9 protein-coding genes and 1 pseudogene are annotated in these 12449 nt (G+C 65.6%); 3 read left to right on the top strand and 7 right to left on the bottom strand.

Going from position 1 to position 12449, the window contains the following annotated elements:
• Positions 1-40 precede the first annotated feature (40 nt).
• A pseudogene (locus ACP7A3_RS15040) lies at positions 41-792 on the bottom strand (IS5 family transposase).
• Positions 793-1003: 211 nt separating this feature from the next.
• Positions 1004-3184 (bottom strand): histidine kinase dimerization/phosphoacceptor domain -containing protein, encoded by a 2181-nt coding sequence (locus tag ACP7A3_RS15035; protein WP_426256331.1) that lies wholly within the window; start codon positions 3182-3184, stop codon positions 1004-1006.
• A 155-nt stretch (positions 3185-3339) separates the two neighbouring features.
• On the opposite strand from ACP7A3_RS15035, the gene ACP7A3_RS15030 reads away from it, so the two are divergent.
• Complete coding sequence (locus ACP7A3_RS15030) at positions 3340-4440, top strand: catalase family protein (protein WP_426256446.1); 1101 nt, start codon at positions 3340-3342, stop codon at positions 4438-4440.
• Between the two features lie 19 nt (positions 4441-4459).
• Positions 4460-5212, top strand: a complete 753-nt coding sequence (locus ACP7A3_RS15025; RefSeq protein ID WP_426256332.1) for a metallophosphoesterase family protein — start codon at positions 4460-4462, stop codon at positions 5210-5212.
• Here ACP7A3_RS15025 and ACP7A3_RS15020 read toward each other — a convergent pair.
• The 4 genes from ACP7A3_RS15020 to ACP7A3_RS15005 all read right to left on the bottom strand — a co-directional run bounded on the left by ACP7A3_RS15020 (position 5209) and on the right by ACP7A3_RS15005 (position 7487).
• On the bottom strand, positions 5209-5979 hold the full coding sequence (locus ACP7A3_RS15020) for a hypothetical protein (RefSeq protein WP_426256333.1): 771 nt from the start codon (positions 5977-5979) through the stop codon (positions 5209-5211). The two genes, ACP7A3_RS15025 and ACP7A3_RS15020, sit on opposite strands and share 4 nt — an antisense overlap.
• Complete coding sequence (locus ACP7A3_RS15015) at positions 5976-6194, bottom strand: helix-turn-helix domain-containing protein (RefSeq protein WP_017978131.1); 219 nt, start codon at positions 6192-6194, stop codon at positions 5976-5978. The genes ACP7A3_RS15020 and ACP7A3_RS15015 overlap by 4 nt, the downstream gene beginning before the upstream one ends.
• Positions 6194-6733, bottom strand: coding sequence for a DUF2975 domain-containing protein (locus tag ACP7A3_RS15010; protein ID WP_426256334.1), 540 nt, complete (start codon positions 6731-6733; stop codon positions 6194-6196). Before ACP7A3_RS15010 ends, ACP7A3_RS15015 begins: the two co-directional genes overlap by 1 nt.
• Before the next feature lie 139 nt (positions 6734-6872).
• Entirely contained in the window at positions 6873-7487 is a 615-nt protein-coding gene (locus tag ACP7A3_RS15005; RefSeq protein WP_426256335.1) for an NAD(P)-dependent oxidoreductase, read from the bottom strand.
• Between the two features lie 67 nt (positions 7488-7554).
• On the opposite strand from ACP7A3_RS15005, the gene ACP7A3_RS15000 reads away from it, so the two are divergent.
• Positions 7555-7947: a winged helix-turn-helix transcriptional regulator gene (locus tag ACP7A3_RS15000; RefSeq protein ID WP_426256336.1), complete on the top strand. Its 393-nt coding sequence runs from the start codon at positions 7555-7557 to the stop codon at positions 7945-7947.
• Positions 7948-8071: 124 nt separating this feature from the next.
• Here the strand turns inward: ACP7A3_RS15000 and rpoC are convergent, their stop codons facing one another.
• Positions 8072-12361 (bottom strand): DNA-directed RNA polymerase subunit beta', encoded by a 4290-nt coding sequence (gene rpoC, locus ACP7A3_RS14995; protein WP_017978135.1) that lies wholly within the window; start codon positions 12359-12361, stop codon positions 8072-8074.
• Positions 12362-12449 lie beyond the last annotated feature (88 nt).

Below are 12449 nucleotides of genomic sequence, written 5' to 3'. Positions count from 1 at the left end.
GATTACCTTTACGAGAACCAATCCTAGGGCTGAGACTCAATCAGAGCCAGAATGCGAGCGCGGTTGCAATGGCGACGCCTGACAGGAAGTTGGCGGCGAGTTTGTCGTAGCGGGTGGCGACACGGCGGAAGTCCTTGAGGCGGCAGAAGGCGTTCTCGATCAGGTGGCGGCCACGGTATCTGTCCTTGTCGTAGCGGATGGTGCGTTTGCGGTTTCGACGGCCGGGAATGACAGGGACGGCTCCAGCATCGCGGAGCGAGCGGCGCAGCCGGTCTGCATCATAGCCCTTGTCAGCAAGGAGGTAGCGCATGCGGCCAGCCCGTTCGAGAAGCGCAGGCGCCGCCTTCACGTCGCTGACATTGCCGGCCGTCAGCATCAGCGCATAGGGGCGGCCGATGACATCGGTGAGCGCGTGGATCTTGGTCGTCCAGCCACCGCGCGAGCGACCGATCGCCTGGATCTGGCGCCCCCTTTTGCGCCGAAGGCCGCGCGTTGCGCCTTGATGTAGGTGCTGTCGATCGCGGTACTTCTGGTGACCACGCCGGCATCCACCAGCGCGTCGAGCAGGTTGAGCCAGAAGCCACGGCGCGACCAGCGGTTGAACCGGTTGTAGATCGTCGTGGATGGCCCGTAATCGGCTGGGCAGTCGCACCAGCGGCAGCCGATCTTCAGCACATGCACGATCCCGGAGATAACCCGCCGGTCGTCTACCCGTCGGGCACCGGGCTGGTTCTTGGGCAGATGCGGCTCGATCGCCGCCCACGCTTCATCCGACAACCAGAACAGCGCCATGCCTCACCTCTCCTGATCCACACCCCAATGAATCAGGAAACCTGTCATCCCTCAAGATGCTGATTGGGTTTGAACCCTAGACCAGCACAGGTGAAATAAAGCTTAGCCGCGCCTCATTTCGGTGCGGAAACGATCGAGAAATCGGGGGCGTTGGCCGCTTTCATTTGAGATATCGTTGTATCTCAATAGTATAATATTTTGGGCGTGCGCCTCACTCTTCCGCGATCGGGGCGGTCATGATGGCGCGTAGGCCAGGCATGTTGTCGTGATAGTCGAGCGTACCAGACAGGCGCTGCACCATCGCGACCATCATCCGGCTGCCAAATCCCTGGCCGTCACCGTTCACCTCGCCGCGACCGCGGCCGTCGTCGGCGACGATCAGCCGCAGCCGACCGCCATGCTGCTCCAGTGTGATCGCCAGTGGACCGGCCGCGCCGTCATAGGCATATTTGGTCGCGTTGATCACCAGTTCGGTGAGGATCAGCCCGATGTTCACCGCACGATCGGTGGGCACCAGCACCGGCGCCAGATCCAGCGTCAGGTAGCGTCCCCAGTCGGCCCCCAGCGAGGTGCGCATGTCGCCGACCAGTTCCTCGACATAGCGTGACAGATCGACGCTCTCGACCTGATCGTCGCGATACAGGCGGCGATGGACCAGGGCGACCGCCGCGAGTCGCGCCTGCGCCTCGGCCAGATGGTCCGCAATGGCGCCGGGGCCGGCGGTCTTCGCCTGCAAACGCAGGAAGGACGCGACCAGCTGCAGGCTGTTCTGCACGCGATGGTTGACCTCCTTCATCAGGACGTCCTTCTGCGCGAGCAGCGTTTCCTTTTCGCGCAGCGTCCGCGTCAGCTCCCGGTTCAGGCCGCGTAGGCGAACCTGCTGGCGCCCTTCGAACAGGCGGCGGCGGATACGGTGCGCGGCCTCCACCTGCTCCTGCGACCAGCGGCGCGCGCGCCCGCGCACCGTCTCGACATAGCTGGCGAAGGACGCGCGGGGAGTGAGGGCGGCGGCGTCGTTCGCCTGCGGGCCGGCGCTATGGCCGGGGGCCTTGTGTGGGTTGCCCGCCCATTCGATCGTCTCGACCCGTTCGGCGCGGAGCCAGAGCAGCGTCGCATCCTCCTGCCGCAGCGGCATGGCGATCATGCCGCTGGCGTAGGTCAGCACATCGTCCTCCACGCCCATCAGCGCGGGCAGTTCGTGCGTCGCGATGGGTTCGTTGCCCCGCTCATGCACCCAGCGGGCGATCGCGCGCAGCACGGCGTCGGGCGGGCAGCGGCCGCTGGCCTCGACGTGATCGCGGGTCACCAGCGCCAGGCCGTCGGCGTCCAGCATCTCGCGCAGTTCGTCGCGGGTCGCGCGGATGATCTGCGGCAGCGTGCCCTCATTGGCCAGCCGGGGTGCGAGGCCGTCCTCGACGGTGCGTAGCTGCAATCGTTCGCGATACGCCGCCGCCTCTTCCTTCGTGCGGATCTGGCGGGCGAGGGCGCTCGCCAGCGTGGCGGCCGCGCTGCGGGTCGGCGCGGGCAGCTGGCGCGGCCCGTCATTGTGACACGCGATCAGGCCCCAGAGCAGCCCGTCCTTGACGATCGAGATCGACGCGGACGCCCCCACGCCCATGTTGCGCAGATATTGAAGGTGGATCGGCGAGACGTGGCGGAGCGCGACGTCGGACAGATCGACACCGGTGAAGCCCGCCGGCCGCAGCGGGGCGGGGGTATAGTCCACCGTGGGGATCGCCCGCGTCCGGTTGCGAACGTAGAGCGCGCGCGCCTGCTTCGGAATGTCGCTCGCGGGGAAATGGTGGTTGAGGAACGTCGGCAGATGCGGCGCGCGATCCTCGGCAACGACGACGCCGGCGCCATCGTCGAGGAACTGGTAGATCATGACCCGATCGAAGCCGGTCAGCGTGCGATAGGCAGCAGCGGCCCGCGCGCACAGCGTCGTCTTGTCCGTCGCGCGCTCGAAGCTGCTCGCCACCGCGTCCAGCCACGCCAGCGTCGCGGCGGCGGTGGTGGCATCCGCTTCGATCGGCTCGAGTTCGACCAACAGATGCGTGCTCGACCGGTGCAGCGCCACCGTGAAGCGCTCGTCGCGCCCGGCGATCGGCTGCGGCATCTGGGCGTTCAGCCCGCCCGAGAGGCCTTCGATGAGCGGCCCTACCTCTTGACCGATCAGCGTGGCGAGCGGTTGCCCCAGCCAGTCGCTGCGCAGCCGCGTTTCCAGATCGCCGGCGCCCGCGACCACCGCATGGTCGCCGTCGATGCTCGCGACGAGCAACAGGCCGTGCGGCTGGATCGCGCCCGGAATGTGGATCGGCTCGCGATCGCAAATGGTGAGGTCGAGAGGCGAATCCGCCGCATCGCTGGCCCGGGTCGGGTGGGAAATCGCCATTATCACTCTGATACTATCCGCGAGACAGCATGGTCCCGCTCACAAGGCATTACAATCCGCCCCGTATTAATCTGCATCAATATTGTCTGCGCGCCGAAGAATTTGGGGGAACGCGCCGCTGCCATGGCGGGTTGGCGGTGCGGACTTTGAAGGACATGCCGATGCTCGCCCATACCCCGATCCGCTACAGCCCCGATGTCGAGCGGATCGATCCGGATGAAGCAGAGACGATCGCGGGGCTGACCGAATCCTTCCGCGACATCCTCGATACGACGTCGCGCGACTATGGCCGGGCGGTCCGGTCGGTGCATGCCAAGGCGCATGGCATCGCGCGGGGCACGCTGACGATCCATGAGGGGCTGCCGACCGAACTCGCACAGGGCATCTTCGCGAGCCCGGGCACGCATGAGGCGGTGCTCCGCCTGTCGACCAACGCGGGCGATCTGCTGCCCGACGCGATCGGGCTGCCGCGCGGGCTGGCGGTCAAGGTGCTGGATGTGGACGGCGCGCGTCTGCCGGGATCCGAGGACGACCGGACGCAGGATTTCGTCATGGCGGACGGACCCGTGTTCGCCGCGCCCGATGCGCAGGCGTTCCTCAAGAATCTGAAGCTGCTCGCCAAGACGACCGATCGGATGGAGGCGGGCAAGGTCGTCCTGTCAAAGGTGCTGCGCGGGATCGAGGCGGGGCTGGAGGCGGTCGGCCATCCGTCGGCGACGTTGAAGACGTTGGGGGGCGCGCCGCACCTGCATCCGCTGGGCGAGACATTCTACAGCCAGACGCCGTTTCGCTACGGCGACCATGTCGCCAAGTTCGCATTGTTCCCGGTGTCGCCTGCACTCGTCGCGCTGACGGGGGTTGCCGTCGATACCTCGGACGATCGCGATGCGCTGCGGGCGGCGGTGCGCGACACATTGATCGCGCATGGCGGCCAGTGGGAGTTGCGCGTCCAGCTCAACACCGACCTCGACTCGATGCCGGTAGAGGATGCCACGGTCGAATGGGACCAGGCGCAAAGCCCGTTCGTCACCGTCGCCACGCTCGACGTGCCGCCGCAGATCGGCTGGGACGACGAGCAGACGCGCGCCACCGACGAGGCGCTGTCCTACAGCATCTGGCATGGTATCGCCGCGCACCAGCCCCTCGGCAACATCAACCGCGCACGCCGCGACACCTATCGCTTCTCCGCCGATTATCGTCGCGGTTTCAATGGCTGCCCGATGCACGAGCCGGCGCGGCTTGCCGACCTCGCGTGATCCGGCCTAGCAGCGCAGCATGATACGGTTGTTTCACGTCAGCGACGTCCATTTCGGGGCGGAGGATCCTGCGGCCATCGCCTGGTTCGGCAAGTGCGTCGCCGACGAAGCGCCCGATGCCGTCGTGATGACCGGCGACCTGACGATGCGCGCCACCCGCCGCGAATTCCAGCGCGGCGGCGAATGGCTGGCGAGCCTGGGCGTGCCCGTCACGCTGGAAGTCGGCAATCACGATATCCCTTATTATTGGGACCCGTTCCGACGGTTGTTCGCGCCGTATCAGCGCTATGCCGCGGTCGAGCGGATGATCGAGCGTGAACTCGACCTGCCGGGCGTCACGATCGTGCCGTTGAAGACGACGGCGCGCGCCCAATGGCGGTGGAACTGGTCGAAGGGGCGGGTGAGTTCGGGATCGCTCCGGCGCGCGCTGGCGATGATGGCGGAGGCGCCCAAGGGCAACGTCATCCTGGTCGCCGCGCACCACCCGCTGATCGACGGCGGCGCCAAGGGGACCGCCAAGACGCATGGCGGTGACGCGGCGCTCGGCGCACTGGCGGAGGCTGGCGCCCATGCCGTGCTGTCGGGCCACATCCACGATCCCTTCGACCTGCCCATCGAGCGCCACGGCCGGATCGTACGGATGATCGGCGCGGGCACGCTGTCGAAACGGACGCGCCACACGCCGCCTGCCTTCAATGAAATTTGCGTCGCGGATGGAGCGTTTGAAACGATCGTGCGGCGCATGGGCGAGGCGCCGGTAGCGGCCGCTTAGCCGGGATAGGGCGACAGGGCGGTCGGCCCTGCGACGTCCGCTACCCCCGACGGTCGCAGCGCACCGCCGGCAAGGCCGATGGCACGCATTGCGGCGACATAATTGCTTGCCGCCATGACCGCGCACAGCCAGCCGACCAGCAACGCATCGACGGTGAGGATCGGCCAAAGCCAGACGCGTGGCGCAACGATCGCCGCAGCGCCCAGCACATAATGCGGGATCATCAGCGGCAGCATCGCCACGACCGTAAAGGCGATCGTCCACGGCAGCCGCCGCGCCATGATCCGAATCGAGGCGACGGGGCCGATCGACGCATCGCCCAGCGTCGCCGCGACCGTCCAGGCGACCAGCAGGCACTGGACGATCAGGCCACCCGCCAGACCGGCGAGCAGCGCCGCCGGCGTCTGCGGCAGACCGAACAATTGCGCCGCCGACAGTGCCATGTGGATCGCCACCACGCCCGCGAACAGCCGCATCGCCAATGGATCGCGCTGCGCCGCGAACCGGGGCGAGCGCGTGTGGACGAAGCGTGTGATCCAATAGGTGGGGACCAGCAGCGCCAGCACCTTCACCATCCCCAGCGCCATGCGCAGCGGATGATGCTTCAGCGCCTTGGCAGCGGCGATGCTGTCGTACATCCCGATATGCACCTCGGCGACGTGCTGGAGCAGCTCGAAGACGACCGGCACCAGTGCGAGCAGCGGACAGGCCGCGAGGAAGGCGAGGCTGCCGCCATAGCTCGTCCGAAAGCCCTTCCAGAAGGTCATGGTTCATCTCCCTGGTGCGTAAACGTGAGGATGTCGCCGGGCTGGCAATCGAGGACGGTGCAGATCGCCTCCAGCGTCGAGAAGCGGATCGCCTTGGCCTTGCCCGTCTTGAGGATGGAGAGGTTGGCGAGGGTGATGTCGACGCGTTCGCTGAGCTCGGTCAACGTCATGCGCCGGGCGTGCAGCATGTCGTCCAGGTGGACACGCACCGGCATCAGACGGTGCCGTCCAGATCGTCGCGCATCGCCGCGCCCCGTTCGAACACCTGCGCCAGGACGAACGCGATCAGCACGGCGAGCCAGCCGGTGAAGCTCGGCTGCCAGTCGGGATAGTCGATGTGCAGCACATTGGCCGCCACGCGCGCGAGGCCATAGCCAAGGTCGGCGAGCTGGATCACCAGCAGCATCCACCCGATCGTCCGCACCCGCGCGGCGTTGGTGCGCGCGAAGGGATCGTCCTGTTCGACCGTGCGCAGGATCGCCCGCAACGCCTTAAGCAGCCGCTCGACCGCCACCCCGACGGGGATGCCGACCAGCATCGTCAGTTGCAGGAACGCGATCACCGCCGCGGTGTCGATACGGCCATGATATTTGCGGACCAGCAGCCGCTCGATCAGCTCGGCGCCGGGCAGCGTCGCGATCAGCACCGCGACGAAAAAGGCGATCGCAATGGCATTGGCGATCCGAAACGCTTGCACGACACGGACCGACCAGACCAGCAGGCGAGGGGGCTTGGGCTTCGCATCTTCCATCATCGGATGATGCGCATGATATCGAAAAACGGCAAGTGATTCGTTGAAAAACGATAAGACGAGCGCGCTCTTCGGATCGGTGCGGCTCGCCAGCCGCTACCGACCTTTTCGACGTGCAGAAGCGCCCGTCGGCTTCGTCGCCTCAATAGGCCGCGGTGAAGCGGGCGTGCGGATGGCGGTGGCGTTCCAGCTCGTCGACCATCGCGATCGCATAATCGGCGAAGCTGATCCGGCTGTTCCCGGCCTCGTCGGTCACCAGCGCGTCGCCACCCAGCCGGAACTGCCCGGTGCGGGGGCCTTCGAAAATCTCGGCCGCGGGCGAGAAGAACGTCCAGTCGATGTCGCGTTCGCTGCGCAGGGCATCGAGGAAGGCCACGCCGCCCTCGGCAAAGGCCTTCCACTCCTGTGGGAATTCCGGCGTGTCGATCAGGGCGACACCCGGCGCCACCTCCAGGCTGCCCGCGCCTCCGGTAACGAGCAGCCGCCGTACCCCGGCCTGGCGCAAGGCGGACAGCAGAATGTCCGCGGTCACGTCGAAATGGAGCGCGCTGACGACAGCGTCATGGCCGTGCAGCAGCGTGGCGAGGGCGGCGCTATCGTGTGCGTCGCCGGTGACCGGCGTGATGCCGTCCGCCACGGGAATGCGATCCGGGTGCCGGGCGATCGCCGTGACCCGATGACCGCGCGCCGCCAGTTCCTTCGTGATCTCCGATCCCGCGCGCCCGCTCGCGCCCAACACCGCCACCTTCATGATCATCGTCCTCGATGGTTTCCGATGGTGACCATCTCGGCTACGACCCGATGCCATGCAAGACGGCACCTTTATGTTACCCGGTCACCTGGAAGTAATCGACCGCGGCAATGTCTATGCGCGCGACTGTCCCGCGCGGAAGCTGCTCGACCGGATCGGCGACAAATGGAGCGTCCTCGTCCTGCTGCTGCTGGGGGATGGCGAGCTGCGCTTCAGCGTTCTGAAGCGGCGCATTGATGGCATCTCGCAAAAGATGCTCAGCCAGACGCTGCGGTCGCTGGAGCGCGATGGCCTCGTTTCCCGCCGCGTCGAACAGACCGTTCCGGTGTCCGTATCGTACGCCATAACCCCACTGGCGCGGGGATTGCTGACGGCTATGCAGGGGATGATCGACTGGGCCGAAACGGCGATGCCGATGGTCGAGGCGGCGCAGCGGCAGTTCGACGATCGCCCGCAGCGGATCTGAGTAATCCGGACGTCCCTCGTGGGCGATCGTCCGATCCATTCCATTCGCAGGCCACGAAAAAGCCGCCGCCCGGCATCCCGGACGGCGGCTTTTCTGTCAGGTCAGGCCGGGGCCTGAGCCGGGATTACTCCCGGTTCAGATATTCGCCCGCGGCTTCGTCGCTGCCGTCGCCCGAGGGGACGACTTCGGCGAGCGGATCGGGACCCGTGCCGGCATCGTCACGCACCGAACGCTGCTGTTCGGCAGCGCGCAGTTCCGCGGCCGAAGCCGGGGCGACGATCGCCGCCTGCAACGCACGCTGTTGGACGCGGAGCGCCGCATCGCGCGAGGAGGCCGCGACGCGCAGGCGGTTCATGCCCGCGCCGGTGCCGGCCGGGATCAGACGGCCGACGATCACATTCTCCTTCAGGCCCATCAGCGTGTCCTGCTTGCCCTGGACCGCCGCCTCGGTGAGGACGCGGGTGGTTTCCTGGAACGACGCCGCCGAGATGAAGCTGCGGGTCTGCAGCGACGCCTTGGTGATGCCGAGCAGTACGGGCTTGCCCTGCGCACGGACCTGGTTCGCGTCGAGCTTGTCGTTGATCGCGTCCATTTCCTCGCGATCGACCTGCTCGCCCTTCAGCAGCGTGGTGTCGCCGCCGTCGGTGATCTCGACCTTCTGCAGCATCTGACGAACGATCGTCTCGATGTGCTTGTCGTTGATCTTCACGCCCTGCAGTCGATAGACTTCCTGGATTTCGCTGACGAGATATTCGGCCAGCGGCTCGATGCCCATCGTTTCCAGAATGTCGTGCGGGTTCGGCGAACCGCCGATCAGGTTGTCGCCACGCTTGACGTAGTCGCCTTCCTGAACGTCGATCACCTTCGACTTCGGCACCAGATATTCGACGATATCGCCGCCGTCCTCCGGCTGGATGCCAATCTTCCGCTTCGCCTTATAGTCCTTGCCGAACACCACGCGGCCCGAGACTTTGGCGATGATCGCCGCTTCCTTCGGGATACGCGCTTCGAACAGCTCGGCGACGCGCGGCAGACCGCCGGTGATGTCGCGGGTCTTGGCGGACTCGCGGCTGACACGGGCCAGAACGTCACCGGCCTGCACCTCGGCATTGTCGTCGACCGACAGCACCGCACCCGGCGCCAGCATGTAGCGGGCGGCCTCGCCGTCTTCCGACGTCGTGAGGGTCAGGCGCGGACGCAGATCCTCCTTCGACTTGGACGAGGTGCGATATTCGATCACGACGCGCTGGGCGATACCGGTCGCTTCGTCGGTCTGCTCGGTGAGCGTCTTGCCCTCGGTCAGATCCTGATACTTCACGATACCGGAGTTTTCCGTGATCACCGGCATGGTGAACGGATCCCACTCCGCCATGCGATCGCCCTTCGACAGCATATGGCCGTCGTCGAACATCACATAGGCGCCGTACGGGATGCGGTGCGTCGAGAGCTCGCGACCGTCCATGTCGACGATCATGATTTCGCCCGAACGCGACAGCACCACGCGACGACCGCGCTGGTCGACGATCAGGCGCAGGTCCTTGAACACCGCGGTGCCGTCGACCGGCGCCTCGAGGTTCGACTGCTCGTTGAGCTGCGCCGCGCCGCCGATGTGGAAGGTACGCATCGTCAGCTGCGTGCCCGGCTCACCGATCGACTGCGCCGCGATGACGCCGACCGCTTCGCCGATGTTCACCGGCGTACCGCGCGCGAGGTCACGGCCGTAGCACTTGCCGCAGACGCCGATCTTCGATTCGCAGACCAGCGGCGAGCGGATCTTCATGCCCTGGATACCCATGGCTTCGATCTGCGCGACCATGGCTTCGTCCAGCAGCGTGCCGATCGGGATCACCACCGCATTGGTCTTCGGATCGACGACGTCTTCGGCCGTGGTGCGGCCGAGGATGCGCTCGGCGAGCGACGCGATGGTCGAACCGCCCTGCACGATCGCCTTCATCTCCAGCGCGCGCTCGGTGCCGCAATCCTCTTCGATGATGACGCAGTCCTGCGACACGTCGACGAGGCGGCGGGTGAGGTAACCCGAGTTCGCGGTCTTCAACGCGGTGTCCGCGAGGCCCTTACGAGCACCGTGGGTCGAGTTGAAGTATTCGAGGACGGTCAGACCTTCCTTGAAGTTCGAGATGATCGGCGTTTCGATGATCTCGCCCGACGGCTTGGCCATCAGGCCGCGCATGCCGGCCAGCTGCTTGATCTGCGCGGGGCTACCACGGGCACCCGAGTGGGCCATCATGTAGATCGAGTTGATGTCCTTCTCGCGGCCGACCATCGGGCCGTCCTCATAGTGACGGACCGCCTTGATCTCGTTCATCATCGAGTTCGCGACCTGGTCGCCGCAGCGGCTCCAGGCGTCGATCACCTTGTTGTACTTCTCCTGCTGCGTGATCAGGCCGTCCTGATACTGCTGCTCGAAGTCCTTCACCTGCTCGCGCGTCTCGTCGACCAGACGATCCTTGTCCGGCGCGATGATCATGTCATCCTTGCCGAACGAGATGCCGGCGCGGAACGCGTGACGGAAGCCCAGCGCCATGATCGCATCGGCGAACAGCACGGTCTCCTTCTGGCCGGTGTGACGGTACACTTCGTCGATCACCTCGCCCACGTCCTTCTTGGTCAGGACACGGTTGACGGTGTCGAAGGGCACCTTGTGGCTCTTCGGCAGGCACTCGCCGAGCAGCATGCGGCCTGGGGTCGTCTCGTAGCGCTTCAGGTACTGATTGCCCTGCTCGTCGGTCTGCGGAACGCGGCTGATGATCTTGGTGTGGAGCGTCACGGCACCGGCGAAGAGGGCCTGATGCACCTCCTCCATGTCGGCGAGCAGCATGCCTTCACCCGGCTCCTTCTCCTTCTGGAGCGAGAGGTAATACAGGCCCAGCACCATGTCCTGCGACGGCACGATGATCGGCTTGCCGTTCGCGGGCGACAGGATGTTGTTGGTCGACATCATCAGGACGCGCGCTTCCAGCTGCGCTTCCAGCGACAGCGGAACGTGCACGGCCATCTGGTCACCGTCGAAGTCGGCGTTGAACGCCGAGCAGACTAGCGGGTGAAGCTGGATCGCCTTGCCCTCGATCAACACCGGCTCGAACGCCTGGATGCCCAGGCGGTGAAGCGTCGGCGCGCGGTTCAGCATGACCGGGTGCTCGCGGATCACCTCGTCCAGGATATCCCAGACTTCCTTGCGCTCCTTCTCGACCCACTTCTTGGCCTGCTTCAGGGTCATCGACAGACCCTTGGCGTCCAGACGGGCGTAGATGAACGGCTTGAACAGCTCGAGCGCCATCTTCTTCGGCAGGCCGCACTGGTGCAGCTTCAGCTCCGGGCCGGTCACGATGACCGAACGGCCCGAATAGTCGACGCGCTTACCCAGAAGGTTCTGACGGAAGCGGCCCTGCTTGCCCTTGAGCATGTCGGACAGCGACTTGAGCGGACGCTTGTTGGCGCCCGTGATCGTGCGGCCGCGACGGCCGTTATCGAACAGCGCGTCGACCGCTTCCTGCAACATGCGCTTTTCGTTGCGGACGATGATGTCCGGCGCACGCAGCTCCATCAGGCGCTTCAGGCGGTTGTTGCGATTGATGACTCGGCGATACAGGTCGTTCAGGTCCGAGGTCGCGAAGCGACCGCCGTCCAGCGGCACCAGCGGGCGCAGCTCGGGCGGGATGACCGGCACGACCTCGAGGATCATCCATTCGGGACGGTTGCCCGATTCCAGGAAGCTCTCGACGACCTTCAGGCGCTTGATGATCTTCTTGGGCTTCAGCTCCGACTTGGTCGTCGCCAGCTCTTCCAGAAGCTGCACCTTCTCGCCCTCGAGGTCGAGGTTCTCGAGCATGATGCGGACCGCTTCCGCGCCGATACCGGCGGAGAAGGCGTCTTCACCGTATTCGTCCTGCGCTTCGAGCAGTTCGTCTTCGGTGAGCAGCTGATACTTTTCGAGCGGGGTCAGGCCCGGCTCGATCACGATATACGCTTCGAAGTACAGCACGCGCTCGAGCTGCTTCAGCTGCATGTCGAGCAGCAGGCCGATGCGGCTCGGCAGCGACTTCAGGAACCAGATGTGCGCGACCGGGGCGGCCAGTTCGATATGGCCCATACGCTCGCGGCGCACCTTCGACACCGTGACTTCGACACCGCACTTTTCGCAGACGATGCCCTTGTACTTCATGCGCTTGTACTTGCCGCACAAGCATTCGTAATCCTTGATCGGACCGAAGATGCGCGCGCAGAACAGGCCGTCACGCTCGGGCTTGAACGTGCGATAGTTGATCGTCTCGGGCTTCTTGATCTCACCGAACGACCACGAACGGATCTTGTCGGGCGAGGCGATACCGATCTGGATCTGGTCGAAGGTTTCCGGCTTCGCGATCGGATTGGCGAAATTGGTCAGTTCGTTCATGGGTATGAACCTCTTTTCAAACTCAACTCCTCTCCCATCGGGAGAGGAAGGGGCCCGCCAGCGAAGCTGGTGGGAAGGTGAGGGCAGG

This window comes from Sphingomonas sp. DC5200-1, from assembly GCF_049897245.1.
Classification (GTDB): Bacteria; Pseudomonadota; Alphaproteobacteria; order Sphingomonadales; family Sphingomonadaceae; genus Sphingomonas; species Sphingomonas aquatilis.
This window is presented reverse-complemented; position numbering and strand designations above follow the sequence as displayed.

What these genes read in the sequence shown, in the direction of transcription:
- ACP7A3_RS15035 (WP_426256331.1), bottom strand. Translation starts at nt 3,184, where the DNA reads ATGGCGATTTCCCACCCGACCCGGGCCAGCGATGCGGCGGATTCGCCT.
- ACP7A3_RS15030 (WP_426256446.1), top strand. Translation starts at nt 3,340, where the DNA reads ATGCCGATGCTCGCCCATACCCCGATCCGCTACAGCCCCGATGTCGAG.
- ACP7A3_RS15025 (WP_426256332.1), top strand. Translation starts at nt 4,460, where the DNA reads ATGATACGGTTGTTTCACGTCAGCGACGTCCATTTCGGGGCGGAGGAT.
- ACP7A3_RS15020 (WP_426256333.1), bottom strand. Translation starts at nt 5,979, where the DNA reads ATGACCTTCTGGAAGGGCTTTCGGACGAGCTATGGCGGCAGCCTCGCC.
- ACP7A3_RS15015 (WP_017978131.1), bottom strand. Translation starts at nt 6,194, where the DNA reads ATGCCGGTGCGTGTCCACCTGGACGACATGCTGCACGCCCGGCGCATG.
- ACP7A3_RS15010 (WP_426256334.1), bottom strand. Translation starts at nt 6,733, where the DNA reads ATGATGGAAGATGCGAAGCCCAAGCCCCCTCGCCTGCTGGTCTGGTCG.
- ACP7A3_RS15005 (WP_426256335.1), bottom strand. Translation starts at nt 7,487, where the DNA reads ATGATCATGAAGGTGGCGGTGTTGGGCGCGAGCGGGCGCGCGGGATCG.
- ACP7A3_RS15000 (WP_426256336.1), top strand. Translation starts at nt 7,555, where the DNA reads ATGTTACCCGGTCACCTGGAAGTAATCGACCGCGGCAATGTCTATGCG.
- rpoC (WP_017978135.1), bottom strand. Translation starts at nt 12,361, where the DNA reads ATGAACGAACTGACCAATTTCGCCAATCCGATCGCGAAGCCGGAAACC.